Here is an 18,241-nt window from a genome sequence, read left to right as displayed (position 1 = left end):
CATTTCGCGTATAATGTTATTTTTTATCAACGTAATTATTTATCTAAAATAGCTTTGATATCAGGTTTGAAATAATTAGGGCCTTTTAATACCTTACCGTCTTCCCGATATATTGGTTCTCCATCTTCTCCTAACTTACTCATATTACTGCGTTGAATTTCATCAAATACTTCTTCGATCTTATGTTGTAAACCATGTTCTATAATCGTCCCGCACAAGATATATAACATATCACCCAACGCATCTGCAACCTCTACCAGATCTCCATCTTCTGCTGCTTCGAGATATTCTTCATTCTCTTCTCTCATCAAATCAAAACGCAATTTGTTTTTTGCAGACCCCAAATCTGCCATGGGTTCATTCTTATATCCGATCTTAAATGCTGTATGAAAATCCTGAACTGCCTTTATTTTATCCTTCATCCGTATCTTTTTATGAGTTATATTTGCGGTAAAATTAGCAAAATATGTTTAGTACAGGTCAATTAGTATTTGCCGGATTTTTTGTCATTGCATTTATCTTGCTTATGATTTTCAGTTATAGAAAAGATATCCAACTACACAAAAAATACTATAAGGGTACCTTATTTATTTTGGCTGGATTTATCGTTTTTATCATACTTCTCTTTGGTTTAAAGACGTATCTACATCCATAAACTAGCTGAAATCCCCTGATCATTAGTACTGTTTATCTTATTATTTTATAGAATCCCCATCACTGGGTATGGAATATGTGCAAAATTTTAAGGATTTTTATCCTTTTACAACACATTAAATTCCAATACTATGAAATCAAAATTTTTACTTTATGTATGTATTGTTTCCTTTTTATCCGTTACCGGATGCAATATCTTTCAAAACGAAGACAATGACAATAAAGACAAAAAACTTCTCGCCCTGAAAGAAGCGCTTGCGAATTGTCAGGAAAACACTAGTTTCCAAACGAATTTTCGTCGATTAGCCAGTGATTTATCTATCAGTAGAAAAAGAGACAGTGTCACACAGGACAAAATTGTTTTTAACCTGGACTTAACCCACAAAAAACCACAAATTGTACATCTGAGCTCTGACCCGGAAAAACTACCTTTTATGTTGGTCTGTACTATTGACGGAACCCCTGAAGGGACTGAACATTTCAAAATTACCAAGCTTCACTTAGCTGTACGTTCTATTTTTGAAGATCCAGCTACTTATTTCACTATTAGTTCCATTTCCAAGCTTGTTCCTGCACCAGAAAATAAAGGATATGATTATTTTCTTCATGCCGATATTGATCTAAACACCCCCACAAATGCTCCTAATGCCAGCAGATCTGTATCCCTGGATATTGACAATCAAACCGTAAAAAAAGGAGAGCATATCGATATCAAGCTTTCTGCTAATGCATTAAAAAGAACATTGGATGGGCTGTCTGATAAAATAAACAGTTCGTATATTGATAAAGATTTTATAACCAAACTAGATAAGCGATGCTGTAATGGAGTAATCTGTTCCGTAAAACTTATGATGTAAGTACACTATATACTAAATGAAGACTAAGGTTAATTTCATTATTATACTCTTATGCGTTGGGATTTCCACATCGTACTCCCAGAATAATGATGAAATTAACCTTCTTAAAAAAATACTCTTCCACTTAAAAAATAATAACATTGAAAATGTAGAAGAGCAATCGCAACGCATTACTTCCCCTTTCATGCAATCTTTTGTTGACTGCGAATTGCAATTTGTAACTTTTCAAAAAATTCAATCTACTACTTTTGATCAATTCCGATCTATTTCTCCTACTGATCAGAATCAACAAATTTTATTTCACATTGCATATGGAGATTATCTATCGGGTACTGAAAAATTCTCTGATGCCAGCATTATCAAGCAATATGAAACGGCTTTTCATATGGCAAAAGCACATGACAAAGAGATCTTAGCTGCTGAGGCAATCCGACGGATTTGTAATTATTTTTTTAAGACCCAAAAAAACATTTCTTCTTTAGAAGAGGCACTTACAAGGTACAAGCATTACTTATATGATCCCTATGAACAGTACAAATACAATTATTATTCTCTGGGGCTAAAAATGCAACAAAACTATGCTACGGGGAAAAGTGCTCCTTCTACCAAATTCAGCACCCTTATTCATCTTGCCAAAAGAACAGCTAATCCTATCCTGATCGGAGAAGCTTTGCAACTTACCGGGAGTTATTATATGATATTTCATCAAAACAAAGACAGTACAACCCACTATTATACGCTCGCCAGTAACTCATATGCTCATTGTTCCAACCTCAGTTGTAATATCAAATCATACGGTTTAGAAATTAACCGGGCGATTTTACTATTTGAAAACAAAGAATACAAACAGACGATCGCAAAGTTAGATAGCCTCCGAGCAAAAAAACTCCCTTATCAAAACTTACAAGAGCGATTAAGTGTATTTCAATACCTAAAAAGCGCACACCTTCAGCTACACAATTACAAGCAAGCATATCAAGCTCAGGAAATAGAAAAAAGAATTCAGGACAGCCTGGATCTTACCAAACATAAAATTGCCATTAATGACATTCAGACATTCTACAAAACCAAAGAAAAAGAACACGAAAACCTACAGCTAAAAAAGGACAAAAAAAACTTATTACTCCTTTCGGGAATACTTCTATCACTAGGACTCTGTATTATTTTTCTGTTATATAAAAACATGCTTCGGAAACAAAAAATCGCAGCTCAAGAACGAGAAATTGAAGTCCAGCGAATTGATAAAATACTGAAAGAACAAGAGCTACAAACTATAGATGCTATGATCCTCGGACAGGAAAAAGAACGCCAACGTATCGCAAATGATCTACATGATGATCTGGGGAGCACTCTAGCTTCTGCAAAACTTCATTTTCAGCACTTACACAAGAACATACAAAACCCAAAAATAAAAGATAAAGAAGCCCTCTTTACACAAACAAACCTCCTTTTAGAGGAAGCTTATCAACAAGTACGAACAATTGCTCATGAAAAAAACAGCGGAGTCATGGCTAATCAAGGGTTACTCCCCGCTATAAAACAGCTGGCAAAAAAAATCTCAGCTGCTAATAAACTTCAGATTACAGTACAAGATTATAATTTAGAAGAACGACTAGATAACACGTTGGAAATTTCTATTTTCAGAATCATTCAGGAATTGATTACCAACACAATAAAGCATGCTGATGCTACAGAGGTAGACATTTCTCTAACGAATCACGATGCATTACTCAATATTATTGTAGAAGATAATGGCAAAGGTTTTGATGCCACTATACTTCCTAACAAGGATGGAATGGGGTTAAAAAATATAGAAAAACGCGTCGAGTATCTGGAAGGTACTTTCGAAATAGATAGCACCCCCCATAAAGGAACTAATATTATTATAAACATTCCCATATGATTACAGTTGCCATTGCAGAAGATCACCAATCACTTATCGACGGCGTTACTCTTCTATTGAAATATGAAGAGGAGATTAGCGTAATCGGTATGGCTAATGACGGAGAAGCATTATTAGACATTATCAGAAGGAAACAACCTATGGTTGTCCTAACCGATATTCGAATGCCAAAAATTGATGGTATTGCTGCTACTTCTATCATCAAAAAAGAATATCCTCATATAAAGGTTATTGCTTTTTCTATGTTTGATCAGGAAGAAGCCATACGACAAATGTTTGAGGCTGGTGCTTCTGGCTACCTCCTAAAAAACTCCCCTTTGGAAGAAGTATTAATCGCCATACAAGAGGTTGTCAAAGGAAACACCTATTATGATGAAGCTATTGACATCTCTTCTATTCTGCCAACAACAGGTCATAAAACTAAAAAACAATTACTTTCTAAAAGTGAGCGTCAAATTCTAACGCTGATAGGGCAAGGGAAATCTTCTTCAGAGATTGCAGCGATTCGATTTAATTCCGTTTCTACAATTGAAACGCATCGCAAAAATATCATCCGGAAATTGGGTCTGAAAGGCAAGGGGGAATTACTCAGGTATGCAATCGAGAAAAAATACGACTTTGAGTAATCCACCCTCCTCTAAGCAGGCTATTATCCAAGTCAAAATACTCATTACCCCCTGATATAAAAAAAACATCCCCGGCTATACCAGGGATGCTTTAAAAAAATAAGCAATACTATAATTAGTTCACTTCTGGTAAGAAGTTATATTGTTTACTATATTCCAGCATTTGTGTCACAAAATCCTTAGGTTGTGTCACATTAATCTTTACGATTTCTCCATTTTCATCCTTTTCAGGAACCAATACCGGGTTTACAAATCCACTATACGGTGCAGAAGTGAATTGCTCATTGCGTTTTAACACCTCGGCATGAATTTTCTGATCAACTTTTACTCCATATCCTTCTACTAACTCCTGAGCTGCTTTGAAATCTCCTTCGGATTTGATTCGCTGTGTCTCTCTTAGTAATCTTCCGAATATCTCGCGAAGTTTTTGATAATCTTTGATATCGAAATATGTCTTCCCATCTTTGGTTACTTTTTCGATAACTCCTTCTTTTTTGCCTTGTTCGAATGCCCAGGCACTTACCCACTGCCTGTTTCGCATATGTGCTTCTTCCACATCATCCCCAAGATTCAATCGAATTAATTGTGTCATTAACCCATTACGGATATATCCATCATATGCTGCTTTTCCTACTTTTTCCCAATCAGTAACCAGACATAATTCCTGTAATTTTGGGTCCATCAAATAGTATAATCCTACTAAATCTGCTCTACCTTCTTCCATTGTAGATGCATAATTCTTTAATGTTTCTTTAGTCTCTCCTACTCCTGGGTTTAGTTTTCCTGACGCATGTCCTATTACTTCATGTAGTGCCGTATGCAACTTATCTGCCAATTGTCCATACTCCTCTTCTAATTTGTATTCTTCTTCGTCATGAACAAACTCTTTTAATCTTCCGGATCCTCCTGCATTATTATAAGCATGGATGATATTCCCTAACGATACAGACTTAGATCCTACAGCCGCTCTAATCCAGTTCGCATTCGGTAGGTTTACTCCTATTGGAGTACTTGGAGATGCATCTCCTGCTTCTCCTGCTACCGCTACTACCTTATATGATACTCCTACTACTTTTTCTTTTTTATGCGCATCCATCAAAGGAGAATTATCTTCAAACCACTGTGCATTATCTGATAAAACTGCCATTTTCTCAGACATATCAAAATCTTTGATCTGAATAATACTCTCGTAAGAACCTCTATATCCTAATGGATCATTATACACCTCTATAAAACTATTTATATAATCAATATTTCCTTCTGTTGCCGCAGTCCAAGCTACATTATAATCATCCCATGTTTGCAGATCTCCTGTTTGATAATACTTGATTAACAAGCCCAGAGCATCCCCCTGTGCTTTGTTTTCTGCAACTCCTTGTGCTTTTTCTAACCAGAAGATAATTTTATCTATTGCAGTTCCATATAATCCTCCTGATTTATACACTAATTCTTTTAGTGTTCCGTTTTCCTTCACTAATTTTGAGTTTAACCCATAAGACAATGGCTTATCTGGATTAGGAGATTTCATTTTCTTATAAAATGAAACTACATCATCATTAGTTACTCCCGGACCATAAAAATTAACCGCGGAAATCGCTACATTATCTACATCTTTTGCCTGATTTACCTTTTTATTATCTGCATCGTTAAAAATAACATCAACTGCCTCTTTTACCAAGGTCGTCTTTGTCTCTGTCAATAATCCAGTTAGGTATTCTTTTGTAAATTCTGGCTTTATCTTATCATTGCTATAATGATGATGGATTCCATTAGAAAACCAAACGCGTTTCAGGTAGGTTTCAAAAGCACTCCACTCTTCAGTACTTTTATCTCCTGCATAAGTTGTATAGATATTTTCCAATGCCTTGCGAATAGAAAGATTATATCTATAATTCTGATCCCACATAATATCTCTACCACTTAGACCAGCCTGAGTTAGATAGTATACTAATTTTTGCTCTTTAAGAGATAATTTATCCCATCCCGGAATTTGATATCTCAATATTTTCAGGTCTGCAACCTGTTCTACAACGTAGTTAAATTTATCTTCAACTACTTCTTCTTTTTTTACTTCTGGTTCAGCGACAGCCTCTGTTGCTTTAGTATTAGGATCATTCTTACAAGCTATCAGCGCGCTACCGATAGCTACGGAAAATAAGATCTTGGTAAGCTTCATATATTAGTTTGTTTTATATTTTTGGCAAATGTAACAAATTAATAGGATGTCAAAATTGATTATATTAGCTCTGTAATTAATTTTAACTTAACTAACTCTAAATGAAAATTATTAAATATCTATTCTTTCTTCTACTTCTTATAGTTATAGGAGGTTCTGTATATATCGCTACTATTGACGGGGAATATCAAATAGAAGAAAGTAGAATAATAGATGCTCCTGATGAATTAATCTTCAATACGGTTAATGAATATAAGACCTGGGAAAAATGGGGACCCTGGATGGACATGTCTGATGATCTGATCATGAGCTACCCCAATCAAACTAGTGGAGAGAATGCTTCATATAGCTGGAAAAGTGAAACTCAGGGAGACGGAAGTATGAAAACTGTAAAGATAGCTCCTTTCTCCAGTATCGATCAAAAAATAACCTTTATTACTCCTTTTGGAGAATCCGGAAGTGATGTTTATTGGAAATTCGAAAAAATTGCTCCTAAAAAAACTAAGGTATCATGGGGTATTAAAGGAGAACAATCCTTTATGGAAAAAGCTTTTTGGGTAACTCAGGATAGTACCCTATCTGCCAATATTCGTCCTATGTATAAAAGGGGGCTAGAAAAATTAGAGGCCTATATGCAAAAGCAAATGGATGTATATACCATTAATGTAGATGGAGTTACAGAGCATAATGGTGGGTATTATATGTATAGTGCTACAGCTTCTTCTATTACCGGAATTGTCCCTAAAATACAGGAGTTATCACAAGCGGTAAAAACCTATATTCGAGAAAATGAAATTCCACAAACCGGAATGCCATTTACCCTCTACAATGAGTATAATAAAGAACAAGGAACAGCTATATTTTCTGTTGGAATACCAACAAGAGATCAGGTAGTTGTTCCTAATGAAAGTACAGTACTATGCAATTCTTTACCTCAGCAAAAGGTAACAAAAATAACCTTGACAGGAGATTATAAAAACCTAAAAGAAGCCTGGGAAGCCGGTCTTACCTACATGGCAGAAAACAATCTCGAGATGAATGAAGAGTCTCCTGCTTTTGAGGTATACCGAATTAACCCGGATCTAAATCCAAACCCTGCTGCATGGGTTACCGAGATCTATATCCCGGTTAAGTAAAATCGATCCGTAAGATGATCGTATTTCGGAGTTTTCCGGAATTAGTATATCAACAATATTCAACTGCTTCCTGGTATTCATCAGGAATGCGATACCATACAGACTCCGTGTTACTTTTGGTTAGTAACATGGAGTTTTGCTTTTCTCTATACAAACGTTATTCTTTCTGAACTACACCTTTCAGGTACTCTCTCTTTATTTTTTTAATAGCCTCCTACCAACTAACGATAATTATAGTTAGTATTGTCGTAAATTTACACCAGATCAGCATAGTTTTTTTTTTAGAAAACTGCTTCGATGCTGACATACATAGTTATAGTAATTATGAGGGCAATCCTTACAATATTTACATCTTGATTATCGAGTAAGCAGTACATATAAAAGCGAAAAACATGAAACAATTACTATTGGTATTTATTGGAGGAGGAAGTGGTAGTATTGCCCGATATTTATTAGGGAAACTTTTAAATACATCTTCATCACCAATTCCCTATGGAACATGGACAGCAAATGTTTTGGGCTGTTTTTTTATCGGATGTATTCTAGGGTATTTATTAAAAAACAACCCTGTTGCTTCTCAAAGCATCGCTTTACTATTGGCTACTGGTTTTTGTGGTGGCTTTACTACTTTTTCTTCTTTTGCCTATGAGAATCAGGTATTTTTAAAAAATGGGGATATTACATCTTTCGCACTCTATACGTTCGGATCTGTCATCCTGGGAATGGCTGCAGTATTTGCTGGTATATTGATCGCCAAATTCTTTTAGTGCTCTTCTGAGCGAAGATATTTCTTAACTCCTACTGGAATCTCTATCTCCAGATGGTTTTCTACGGGAGGAACAGGACAGGAATACCTATCGTTATAACAACAATATGGATTATACGATTTATTAAAATCCAATATCAGTTCATTTCCTTCTGGAATTTTCAAATCGATAAAACGTCCGCCTTCATAGGTAGTTTTTCCATTGGTCATATCCGTATATGGAAGAAATAAATAATCTTTATATGCTTCCTGAGTAACCAGCATTTGATTCTGATATACATTTAATATGTATTCTTTATCTTCTAATTGAAAATGCACTTCTCCATATTTTACATAAATCGGTTCCCTATTGGTGGTGGTCTTCATAACAAAGGGAGTTTCATAGGGAGTTCGGACAAATGTGGCTTGTACAGAAAAGGAAGGATCAATTTTGAAAAAATCCAGATTCTTAAAATTTTCAAAATCTTCAGATGGCAACGGTGACATTTCTTCTGACGCAAATTTTTCATTCAACGCTGACTGAAATTTCAGCACATCCTCAACCACAGTTGATTGCTGTGCTATTCCATTAAAAAAGAGAATAATAAGCCCGTAAAAAATTCTGTACACCTCTATTTTTTTTGCAAAAATACAAACGTTTCCCAAAAGCGAACGTTAATTTTATCTAAAATTAGCGTTTTTTTAATTTTTTTAATGCTAGTTTTGCAGGATAAATTAGTTCAATTAATAAAATCAAGGTGATGTTTTAGCAAAAAGTATAGGATGTTCGAATTATTGTTTTTGACTTTATCGTTCTATCATTCTATACGTACTAAAAGCAATTCTTACCATCTTTTGTTTATTCTTTGAAAAGCTAAAAAACCATAAGTCTCCCCTTTACCTTATTCATCTTATTAATAAACGATGTAAGTAGTCTTTTATCTCAAAACTTCATTGACTAAAATCGTTTGTGTTGAAAAAATTACTACAAAACTACATGGATTCTTTTTCCGGGCTATCAAAAGAAGTATGGTGGCTGGCATTGATTACATTAATTAACAGAACCGGGGCTATGGTGATTCCGTTTTTATCATTATATCTTACGGACAGCCTTTGTTTTTCCCTGGAACAGGTAGGGTGGATCATGACTAGTTACGGTTTAGGATCTCTATTTGGAGCTTGGTTAGGAGGAAAACTAAGTGACTTAATCGGGTATTACAAAATTATCCTTACATCTTTATTCCTGACGGGAATTTCATTTATTATCATTCAGTACTTTACTTCTTTTTGGAGTATCTGTATTAGCTTTTTTATACTTATAGCGATTGCCGATACTGCTCGTCCGGCATTTTTTGTTGCCTTAAGTGCATATAGTAAACCTGAAAACAAAACCCGATCTTTAACCTTTATCCGTCTCGCCATAAATCTGGGATTCGCAATGGGTCCGGCTCTGGGAGGAATTATTATTGCGACTATCGGATATCAGGGGCTTTTCTGGGTTGATGGGATTACCTGTATCATCGCGGGATTAATTATGATTAAAACATTGCACCCCAAGGTCGCAAAAGTATTAGATAAAGAAAAGGTAATTGAGAACCCTATCTCTCCTTATAAGGATACTACTTATATCATTTTCCTTATCGCACTGGCATTGTTTGGATTTATTTTTGTCCAGTATTTCTCGACAATTCCTCTGTATTACAAAGAAGTACACTTACTATCAGAAAAGACAATCGGGCTTATTCTCGCATTAAATGGTGCTTTAATTTTTGTGTGTGAGATGCCACTAATTGCTTACCTGGAGAAAACAAAATTCACACAGGTACAAAGCGTAATGAATGGTTTTATTCTTACAGGAATTAGCTTTATTCTACTATTAGTATCTCCATGGTTTGGCATACTTATCATAGGAATGGTTATTGCGACTTTGGGGGAAATGATTGCATTTCCTTTTGGGAATGCCTTTGCTCTAAAGCGTTCTAAAAAAGGACGTCAGGGGGCTTATATGGGGCTCTATAGTATGTCTTTTTCTTTAGCACATATCTTTGGACATAATACGGGTATGCAGCTTATAGAATCATATGGATATGATAATGGTTGGATATTTATGGGAGTACTTGCTTTAATAGGTTCAGTACTATTAGTAATTGTACGTAAAAGAGAACATAATGAAAAAAGCATTCCTAGGGCTTAGGAATGCTTTTCTTAGGGGTCAAATTTCGTACTCTCTTTAGGTTCTATGCCATAGCACAGCATGTCACTTCTAATGTCCTCACACGCTATTCAGCCCTTTTTTGTATTCCAAAATTAACATTCATAAGATTCATGAAATACGTCTGTATCAATGTTAATCTTGCTATACGTTGACTATGAAACAAATATACAACAAAGCTTTCTCATTTTTGTAAGCATTCCACATAAGTTATTAACAAAATGTCGATAAAATGCTATTTTATATCGTTTAAGTGCCAAAAATCACTTATAAACCTTATAAAAATGACTAAAAAACCCAATCTAAAAATGGATTGGGTTTTTTGGGATAAATAACGTACTCTCTTTAGACCAAATGCCATAGCGTTGCACTTCACTTCTAATGTCCTCACACATTATTTACCCTAAACCGTATATAAATCAATATCTTCGCACTTATCGTCATAAGTTCAAAAAAATGACTTAACAGAAAGTTTTACAGTATATTATTAACTGGTTCAAATATAAATAGTTAGATACGGTTTTTCCGTAATCACAAACCAATAACACAAAAAAACATCGATAAAAAACATATTTTATCGATGAAATGCAATTTTAATTTTTCTATTATGATTATTCCATGCAGACTTTGCATTCGTTTTTATGCTTTCTCTCTCCTATTAATTTACCTTCTTTATTGACCTGATAATCACAACAATCAATAAATCCTTTTTTTACCAATTCTCTACCTCTTTGAATTTTTGATTTTATCGTCGATAAAGGGCTGTTTAGTATTGTAGCAATTTCTTTAGCTTTCATTCCTTTTATATCAGACAGATATACAACTTTTTTATATCGTTCTGGTAAGGTACGTATTATTCCGGGCAGACAATCTTTTTCGGTATGCTCATGTATTGTTACTTCTTCTGCAAATTGTACAGTATCTATAGGTACAGGCAGGGCTTGTTTTTTAAAGAAATCATATATCCCATTTCTTGCAATCGCATATATCCAGGCTCTGATTTTTGTCTTATCTTTTACCTTTCCAATTTTCAAATGTACTTTTATAAATGTCTCCTGAATTAAATCTTCGGCAACATGAGTATCATTTACCTTTCTTCTTATAAAAGAGGAAATTTCATCTTTATATGTATTCCAAATTTGTGTTGTACTCATAGTATAGTAAGAACACAGCTTTATCCTATTGACAAAGCTGTGTGATTTTTTTAATTAACAATTACATGCATGACAGTTACAATCGGCACAGCTGCATCCTTCACAATTTCCTTCCTGGCAAGATGCACAGTTACAGGTACATTGATCTATTTTCATTTTAAGTATTTTTAAAGTTCATATAGTAGACTCAAAAAAACCAAAAAAGACGCATTTATTTTTATTTTTTTCAAAAAAAAGCCACCCACAGAATCTGAGGTGGCTTATCTTTTATCTTGTACTCTCTTTAGTTTTCCCATACTAATGTCCTCACACAAGAAATATAAACTTATCACTATTTATAAAACAAATCTCATGCCAAATTACATCCTGAAAAATCATTCCTTTCCTTTTTTGAATGGTAATTTTTTTCCATAGGTTAAGGACTTCCACAACCATTCTAAAGGACCGTACCTAAAAAAATGCAGCCATATTGTAGTGTACAATAATTGCACTCCCCATATTACCAATACAGTATACAATAAAAACACCCGATCAACTTTGCCATAATACCCCAATCCATACCCATAAAACAGAAGGGAACAAATTACGTTCTGCAAGATGTAATTAGTAAAAGCCATCCTTCCCAGATTACTCAATCCTTTTCTTGCTTTTTTAAACAAAGACGATTGAATACATAAAATAAGTATACATATATATGTGTATGCCATTACCATTGAACTTATATAAAACAAGATATATACAGAGGTAGAAAACATCGCATAATCAAAATTACTATCCAGGTATAAATACACACTCAACATGCTCATAGGCAACCCAATAGCCGAGCTAATAATCAGATCATTATAATATCTTTTTTTAGACAATTTTCCTGTTATAAACCCTGTTTTTACGAGCCCCATACCGATCATCATTAATCCACTAACTCTCCAAAAACTATAGGTATAGAAGGAAGTAGTTTGATAATATAGTGCTTTATTAATCCTTTTAGGTGTTTCTTCCCACCATGAGCCGGAAAACTCCTTCAGCTGATTTGTAATACTTTCTTTACTAGGGTTCCAGAACTCTTCGGGAATGTCTACTGTCGCTTTTTGAATGTAAAATTTATAGATATCAGGAAGTAGTAGCCCTATTAATATACTCCCTCCTATCCAGAATATTATTTTTGGAGACAAGTTTCTCACCCCATATACTACCAATCCACAAAGTGCATAATTCACTAAAATATCTCCCCACCAAATCAGATATGCGTGTATACACCCAAAAACAAGTAACCAGAACATCCGCACATAATGTAGTTTAGTTGCTTCCCTACCTTTCTTTTTATTAACGGTATACATCAGAAAAACCCCTGCACCAAATAATATAGAAAACAAGGTCATAAAACGCTGTTTTACGAACGTATAGGATATAATCCACAGCCATTTATTTGCACCTGAAAAGTCTCCGTGAATAATCGGTTTATATCGTTCTATCGTCAGGGTTGAGAAATAATGAATATTTATAATTAATATTCCCAGAATGGCAACTCCCCTTAAGACATCTAATGATTCTATTCGCTTATATTCCATATATCTGATCTGTAGTTTCTACTCGAAAAAAAGGGCAATTACTCTTTTATTGTTTACGATTTCGTTTCATTCGAATATAGGTTTCGTATCGTTTTAACTCATCTAATACTTTAGGGGCTAGTATTACAAGACCAATCATATTAGGCACTAACATTGCAAAGATCATCGCATCCGAGAAATGGGTTACTGAGGTAAGGCTTGCTGCTCCTCCAATAATGACAAATACACAAAAAATACTTTTGTACAGGTATTCCATTTTTTTTGATCTTCCGAATAAAAATGACCAGGCTTGATATCCATAATAAGACCAGGAGATCATAGAAGAAAATGCAAACAAAATCACAGCAAAAGACAACACATATGGGAACCATGAAATTCCACTTTCTAATGCTCTGGCTGTTAATAATACTCCTTCTGCGTCCGAGATACTACTACCTACAGTTATTTGATTTGTAATAACCAATGCCAACGCTGTCATGGTACATATAACTACAGTATCTATAAATGGTTCCAACAATGCCACCAGTCCTTCACTTGCAGGGAATGTTGTTTTTACGGCAGCATGAGCTATAGAAGCTGAACCTACTCCTGCTTCATTAGAAAAAGCACCTCTTCTCAACCCCTGAATCAATACTCCTATAAATCCTCCACTAACCCCTTTTGCTGTAAACGCTCCATAAAAAATTGTTTCTATAGCTGTTGGTATTTCTCTATAGTTAATTCCGATAACAGTAATGACAGCCAATACGTACATCACGACCATAGCCGGAACGATTTTATCCGTGACACTGGCTATTTTTTTAATCCCACCAATAATTACAATTCCTACTAAAACTGCCATAATCAATCCAAAGAACCACCCTCTGTTATAAACAATACTATGTTCTCCTCCGGTTACATGTTCAAAGAGCATAAATGCCTGATTAATCTGAAACATATTTCCTCCTCCAAAAGAGCCTCCTATACACATTACAGCAAAGACAATCGCTAACACCCGCCCTAACTTTTTCATTCCTTTCTTTTCCAAGCCTTTTGTCAGGTAATACATAGGACCTCCAAAAACAGTCCCTGCTGAGTTAATCTCTCTATAAGACACTCCCAATGTACATTCTACAAATTTAGAAGCCATTCCAAGAAAACCGACAAGAATCATCCACAAGGTAGCTCCTGGTCCTCCTATTGACAATGCGATAGCCACCCCTGCTATATTCCCTAAGCCTACAGTTGCAGACAAAGCAGCTGTCAATGCCTGAAAGTGACTTACCTCTCCTTTTTCTTTCTCATGATGTTCTGAAGCATCATATACGCCCCGGACCACCTGAATTGCTGTCCAAAATTTGCGAATATTAATCCCTCTAAAATAAATGGTAAAATACGTAGCCCCCAATAGTAGTACTACCAAGGTCCAAGGAATTCCTACCTGAGATGTAATAGGGATTTCGGCAAAAATTGCATCCGAAAACCACGAAGTTGCTTCCTGAAAACTCTCATTAATTTGCTCATCTATGGTAGGCTCCTGATAAGCTTTTGCGTACCCTTCTGATCCCCCAAAAAAAAGTGCAACAACAGCAGTAAAAAAACGTGTCATATCAAATTTCATCTTATAAAATTTGACACAAATATGCCCTTACCTCGATATATTCAAAAGGTTACTCCCTACTGTTTTTTCATAAACACTAGTACTTAAGTATATGCTTACTCATCCGATTTTAATGATATGGTGGCATGTTCTAATAAATTGTGTTCTATCGCAAATGCAATGAGTTGCTCTTTTCCTCCTGCTCCACTAATATTTAGTATTTTTTTGATTTGATAAATATGTGCCTGGAATCCATCAACACTTATACGCATTGCCTCTGCTATTTCCGTATACGACTTATCACTACCACAAACTCCTAAATTACCTAAAACTTCTTTCTGGCGATCCGACAATACAATCCTCGTTGCTTTTTCTAAATCCCTAACCTTTTCTATCGCTTCTCTTCGCTTTTTCTGCAACATGTCAATAGTAGAAAGGTGGCTTTCATTCGCAATTCGCAACTGTCGTATCTCTTTTACCAGTTTCTTTTTCTCTCCCTCCAGCTTCCCAATAGTATTTTCTTTTAATTCTTTTTCTGAAAGAAATTTCCAGCTGTATAACAAAATAGAAAACAATAAGATAAAAAGGATTTTATAAGATAATGCGGTTGTTACTCTTACTAATGCCCAAAATTCTGGGGATACAATCTGATCAATCTGATTCTGAGGAATAATTCTAAGGGTGACTGCTACAATAATCAATAAGAACAATGCAAAACATGGAAGGTACATAAACTTCATTTTTCTATTGATAAATGCTTCTTTTAACTCATTGAGCAATGAGAAAGCTACCACCACAGAAATAGGAATGTCTATTCCCCAAATAAAACTATTACTAATCGCCTGATTATTATAAGAAGCCATTATAAAAACAAAAGTAATCATCATGAGAATCCCTCCAAAAAATATAGAAAACTCCCGCTCAGAAAAGCGTTCTACCATTCGAACAATGATATTTCTTCTTTTATAATGCTCTATAGATGGTAATGACAGTAGAATAAATAATGAATTGACCAATGAGAAAAGAACTCCGAAATAAATAACAATTTTATCCGTGATTTGCATCCTCAATCCATATATCAACACCAGATTTACTAATGCTCCAATTCCCCATGCCCATATAGCTAATCCAAACCACTTAATTCCATCCACTGTTCTCATGGGGTCTTTCCGTTGTTTCTCTTTGTGATAAATTCGCTGTATCACAAAAGCAGTTATCAAACATGCAATTGCTGTTACTGAGTTTTCTAGTATAAAATGCAACATTCTATCTGGTGTTTTTTTTATTCATGCGCTACAATCTTTCCCTCTGTAGAAAATAAAAATAATACTATTTATCATTTGAGTTTACTGAAATACACATACGACAAAACCCGTTTCGGGAGTATATCTATAGATCTACTAACAGCTAGTTCATATATAAATATTCCCTAGATCAATATATCTTTTTGTTAGTACTTGGTTATCGGTTTGTTTTCTACAATATGAGATAATACAATACTTGTTTTTGCCTCTCCATACGTAATCAACTTATCGATAAATTCCTGTAAATGCAATTGATCCTGCAGGACCACCTCCATAATGATATTTTCATTTCCGGTAATTCTATAACAATTCAATACTTCCGTAAAGTCAGAAACCTTTGCTAAAAACGGTTTTAATCTTCCCATAAAGGCTTTGAGACTAATAAATGCTTTAAGCTGATAATCTAATTTCATATGAGAAACATCTGCTTTATATCCTTGTAGGATTCCACAGTCCTCCATTTTTTTAATTCGTTCTGCAACTGCTGGGGAACTCAACCCTATTTTTCGCCCTATTTCTGCATTCGACAACCGGGCATTTTCCTGTAAACTTTCTAAAATATCCCAGCTTAACTTGTCAACCTTCATATTTTAACAAATAAGTATTTATACAATAATTTTTAAACCAAAAACAAACTTTAGCTTTAAAAGTTAAAGATATAAATAAAAATCTTGTTCTTAATTTTGATATAACTAAAACACAACACATTATTATATACGTCATGCCAAAGTCGCCCCTATATTCGAGTACATCTTCTCATAAAGCTTCCTTAGGCAGGAGGTTATCAAAAAAAGCCATTCAGTTTTTTAAAATCAGCAGAAGTGTTGCGACTCATTTTTCTAACAATAAAAATGTTTTGGAAATGAAGCGTTCCAATCAATTATCTGATCGGTTTTCTTCTTATATCACCATGCATTCACTACAGTTAGTAGAATCTATCAATATAGCAGAGGTTTCTAAAAACCCATCTATGACGTTTGAGAATCTATCCAAAATCGAACGAACCATTTCTTCGTTAAGAAATTGCATTGAGCATTTTGATCATCACCAAAAAACGGATAAAAATATGATTCGGTTGTTAAAAAAAGAACTTTCCAAAGTGAGAGAGTTATTTTGGCTGTGGTCTGCTCAATATGATACCTCCAATCCTTAGACAGTTTAAAGACTGACCTCTTCCCATATTCGGAATACAGGGAGCTATTTTCATTTCAATTGTATCTTTGTCTAGCATTGTGTACAAACGAATTATTTTTAGAGATTTACGTGTAATAACATCGTAATCACCTAAAAATCATTTTATTTCTTCTAAAAATTTAGTTCACTTCATTTACGTACACTAAAGAATTAGATTAAAATATTTTAAATTTATTACGTTATAATTTATAACAAAAGGAAGTGATTCAAGCTTTTGACTTAACTAACTAATAAATAGTTGAAAAATAGTAGTATTTTAATAAAAATAATATTTAAAAATAATATTTAAAAATGATTAATTAAAAAGCTTGAATCACCTCCAAGATAAACTAAAATAGTATTAGTAGTTCATGGGATTAAAAGCAATCATTGTTGATGATGAAAGTCATAGCAGGGAAGTATTAAGCAACATACTTAAAAATAGATTTAGTGACATTACTATAATGGCGTCTGTAGACTCTGTAGACGATGCTGTATCTGCAATTGCAATTAATAATCCAGATATCGTATTTTTAGATATAGAATTACAATCAGGAACCGGTTTTGATATTCTTATAAAAATAAATCCAATACGCTTTAATATCATATTTATAACTGCTTTTAAGCATTACGCATTAAAAGCAATTAAATTTAGTTCGTTAGACTATTTGTTAAAACCTATAGATGTTGATGAGCTCGAAATCGCAATTAAAAAAGCCAAAAAAGAGAAAAGTGAGGAATTATATAAAAACAAATTAGAAACACTTATACATAATTTAAAAGAGCAACCAAAACTTCAGAAGCTCTGCCTGTCAACTGTAGATAACTTCGAGTTTATAGATATAGAAAATATTATTTATTGTAAAGCCAATGGTTCTTACACTTCATTTTTCTTAAAAAATAAAACTTCGGTTTTAGTTAGTAAACATTTAAAAGAATATGAAAACTTACTGGTAAATAAAAGCTTTATGAGGGTTCATAATAGTTATTTAATAAACCTTAATGAAGTAAAAAAGTATGTAAAATCAGATGGCGGGTATATTTTGATGAGTAATAATGACCATATTAATATTTCAAAAGCTAAAAAAGACACATTTATACATGCTATGAGTTATTTATAGTAAGAGTGAATTCTTTAGCTCTTTTCTAAAACA

Annotated in this window: 16 protein-coding genes; 8 read left to right on the top strand and 8 right to left on the bottom strand. The window is 34.1% G+C overall.

All coding sequences use genetic code 11. The annotated features are described in order from the left end of the window. Positions 1 to 35: 35 nt before the first annotated feature. Entirely contained in the window at positions 36 to 422 is a 387-nt protein-coding gene (locus tag ACFSTE_RS03295) for a pyrophosphohydrolase domain-containing protein (protein ID WP_176029383.1), read from the bottom strand. A 363-nt stretch (positions 423 to 785) separates the two neighbouring features. Between ACFSTE_RS03295 and ACFSTE_RS03290 the strand changes: the two genes are divergently transcribed. The 3 genes from ACFSTE_RS03290 to ACFSTE_RS03280 are packed head-to-tail and all read left to right on the top strand — an operon-like array spanning position 786 to position 4,040. Next, a complete protein-coding gene (locus ACFSTE_RS03290; protein ID WP_378256234.1) occupies positions 786 to 1,511 on the top strand; it encodes a hypothetical protein in 726 nt (241 codons plus the stop codon). A gap of 16 nt (positions 1,512 to 1,527) precedes the next feature. Continuing rightward, a complete protein-coding gene (locus ACFSTE_RS03285; RefSeq protein ID WP_176029381.1) occupies positions 1,528 to 3,414 on the top strand; it encodes a sensor histidine kinase in 1,887 nt (628 codons plus the stop codon). Next, complete coding sequence (locus ACFSTE_RS03280; protein WP_176029380.1) at positions 3,411 to 4,040, top strand: response regulator; 630 nt, start codon at positions 3,411 to 3,413, stop codon at positions 4,038 to 4,040. The genes ACFSTE_RS03285 and ACFSTE_RS03280 overlap by 4 nt, the downstream gene beginning before the upstream one ends. Before the next feature lie 115 nt (positions 4,041 to 4,155). Here the strand turns inward: ACFSTE_RS03280 and ACFSTE_RS03275 are convergent, their stop codons facing one another. Next, complete coding sequence (locus ACFSTE_RS03275; RefSeq protein WP_378256236.1) at positions 4,156 to 6,216, bottom strand: dipeptidyl-peptidase 3 family protein; 2,061 nt, start codon at positions 6,214 to 6,216, stop codon at positions 4,156 to 4,158. Positions 6,217 to 6,317: 101 nt separating this feature from the next. Here ACFSTE_RS03275 and ACFSTE_RS03270 point away from each other — a divergent pair, with 101 nt between their 5' ends. Both ACFSTE_RS03270 and crcB read left to right on the top strand, forming a co-directional pair. Further along, the gene (locus ACFSTE_RS03270; RefSeq protein WP_176029378.1) at positions 6,318 to 7,352 is read left to right on the top strand and encodes an SRPBCC family protein; all 1,035 of its coding nucleotides are present in this window, start codon (positions 6,318 to 6,320) and stop codon (positions 7,350 to 7,352) included. A 392-nt stretch (positions 7,353 to 7,744) separates the two neighbouring features. Further along, a complete protein-coding gene (gene crcB, locus ACFSTE_RS03265) occupies positions 7,745 to 8,119 on the top strand; it encodes a fluoride efflux transporter CrcB (protein ID WP_176029377.1) in 375 nt (124 codons plus the stop codon). On the opposite strand, the gene ACFSTE_RS03260 is transcribed toward crcB, so the two are convergent. Continuing rightward, positions 8,116 to 8,727 carry a DUF1684 domain-containing protein gene (locus tag ACFSTE_RS03260; RefSeq protein WP_254884006.1) on the bottom strand — a complete coding sequence of 204 codons (612 nt, stop codon included), beginning with the start codon at positions 8,725 to 8,727 and terminating at the stop codon, positions 8,116 to 8,118. The two genes, crcB and ACFSTE_RS03260, sit on opposite strands and share 4 nt — an antisense overlap. A 343-nt stretch (positions 8,728 to 9,070) precedes the next feature. On the opposite strand from ACFSTE_RS03260, the gene ACFSTE_RS03255 reads away from it, so the two are divergent. Continuing rightward, positions 9,071 to 10,291: an MDR family MFS transporter gene (locus ACFSTE_RS03255; protein WP_176029376.1), complete on the top strand. Its 1,221-nt coding sequence runs from the start codon at positions 9,071 to 9,073 to the stop codon at positions 10,289 to 10,291. 629 nt (positions 10,292 to 10,920) lie between these two features. On the opposite strand, the gene ACFSTE_RS03250 is transcribed toward ACFSTE_RS03255, so the two are convergent. The 5 genes from ACFSTE_RS03250 to ACFSTE_RS03230 form a co-directional block, all read right to left on the bottom strand. Continuing rightward, on the bottom strand, positions 10,921 to 11,463 hold the full coding sequence (locus ACFSTE_RS03250; RefSeq protein WP_378256242.1) for a sigma-70 family RNA polymerase sigma factor: 543 nt from the start codon (positions 11,461 to 11,463) through the stop codon (positions 10,921 to 10,923). A 374-nt stretch (positions 11,464 to 11,837) separates the two neighbouring features. Continuing rightward, positions 11,838 to 13,031, bottom strand: coding sequence for a DUF418 domain-containing protein (locus ACFSTE_RS03245; protein WP_378256244.1), 1,194 nt, complete (start codon positions 13,029 to 13,031; stop codon positions 11,838 to 11,840). A gap of 46 nt (positions 13,032 to 13,077) precedes the next feature. After that, positions 13,078 to 14,631, bottom strand: coding sequence for an alanine/glycine:cation symporter family protein (locus ACFSTE_RS03240; RefSeq protein WP_378256246.1), 1,554 nt, complete (start codon positions 14,629 to 14,631; stop codon positions 13,078 to 13,080). A 95-nt stretch (positions 14,632 to 14,726) separates the two neighbouring features. Next, positions 14,727 to 15,875, bottom strand: coding sequence for a hypothetical protein (locus ACFSTE_RS03235; RefSeq protein WP_378256248.1), 1,149 nt, complete (start codon positions 15,873 to 15,875; stop codon positions 14,727 to 14,729). 185 nt (positions 15,876 to 16,060) lie between these two features. After that, on the bottom strand, positions 16,061 to 16,501 hold the full coding sequence (locus tag ACFSTE_RS03230) for an Lrp/AsnC family transcriptional regulator (RefSeq protein WP_176029373.1): 441 nt from the start codon (positions 16,499 to 16,501) through the stop codon (positions 16,061 to 16,063). A gap of 134 nt (positions 16,502 to 16,635) precedes the next feature. Between ACFSTE_RS03230 and ACFSTE_RS03225 the strand changes: the two genes are divergently transcribed. Both ACFSTE_RS03225 and ACFSTE_RS03220 read left to right on the top strand, forming a co-directional pair. Beyond that, positions 16,636 to 17,067, top strand: a complete 432-nt coding sequence (locus ACFSTE_RS03225) for a hypothetical protein (RefSeq protein ID WP_176029372.1) — start codon at positions 16,636 to 16,638, stop codon at positions 17,065 to 17,067. A gap of 391 nt (positions 17,068 to 17,458) precedes the next feature. After that, a complete protein-coding gene (locus ACFSTE_RS03220; protein WP_176029371.1) occupies positions 17,459 to 18,208 on the top strand; it encodes a LytR/AlgR family response regulator transcription factor in 750 nt (249 codons plus the stop codon). The last annotated feature ends 33 nt before the right edge of the window (positions 18,209 to 18,241 follow it).

Source organism: Aquimarina hainanensis, assembly GCF_042684685.1.
Taxonomy (GTDB): Bacteria; Bacteroidota; Bacteroidia; order Flavobacteriales; family Flavobacteriaceae; genus Aquimarina; species Aquimarina hainanensis.
The sequence above is the reverse complement of the archived record's forward strand: the minus strand, read 5'-3'. Positions and strand labels throughout refer to the sequence as shown.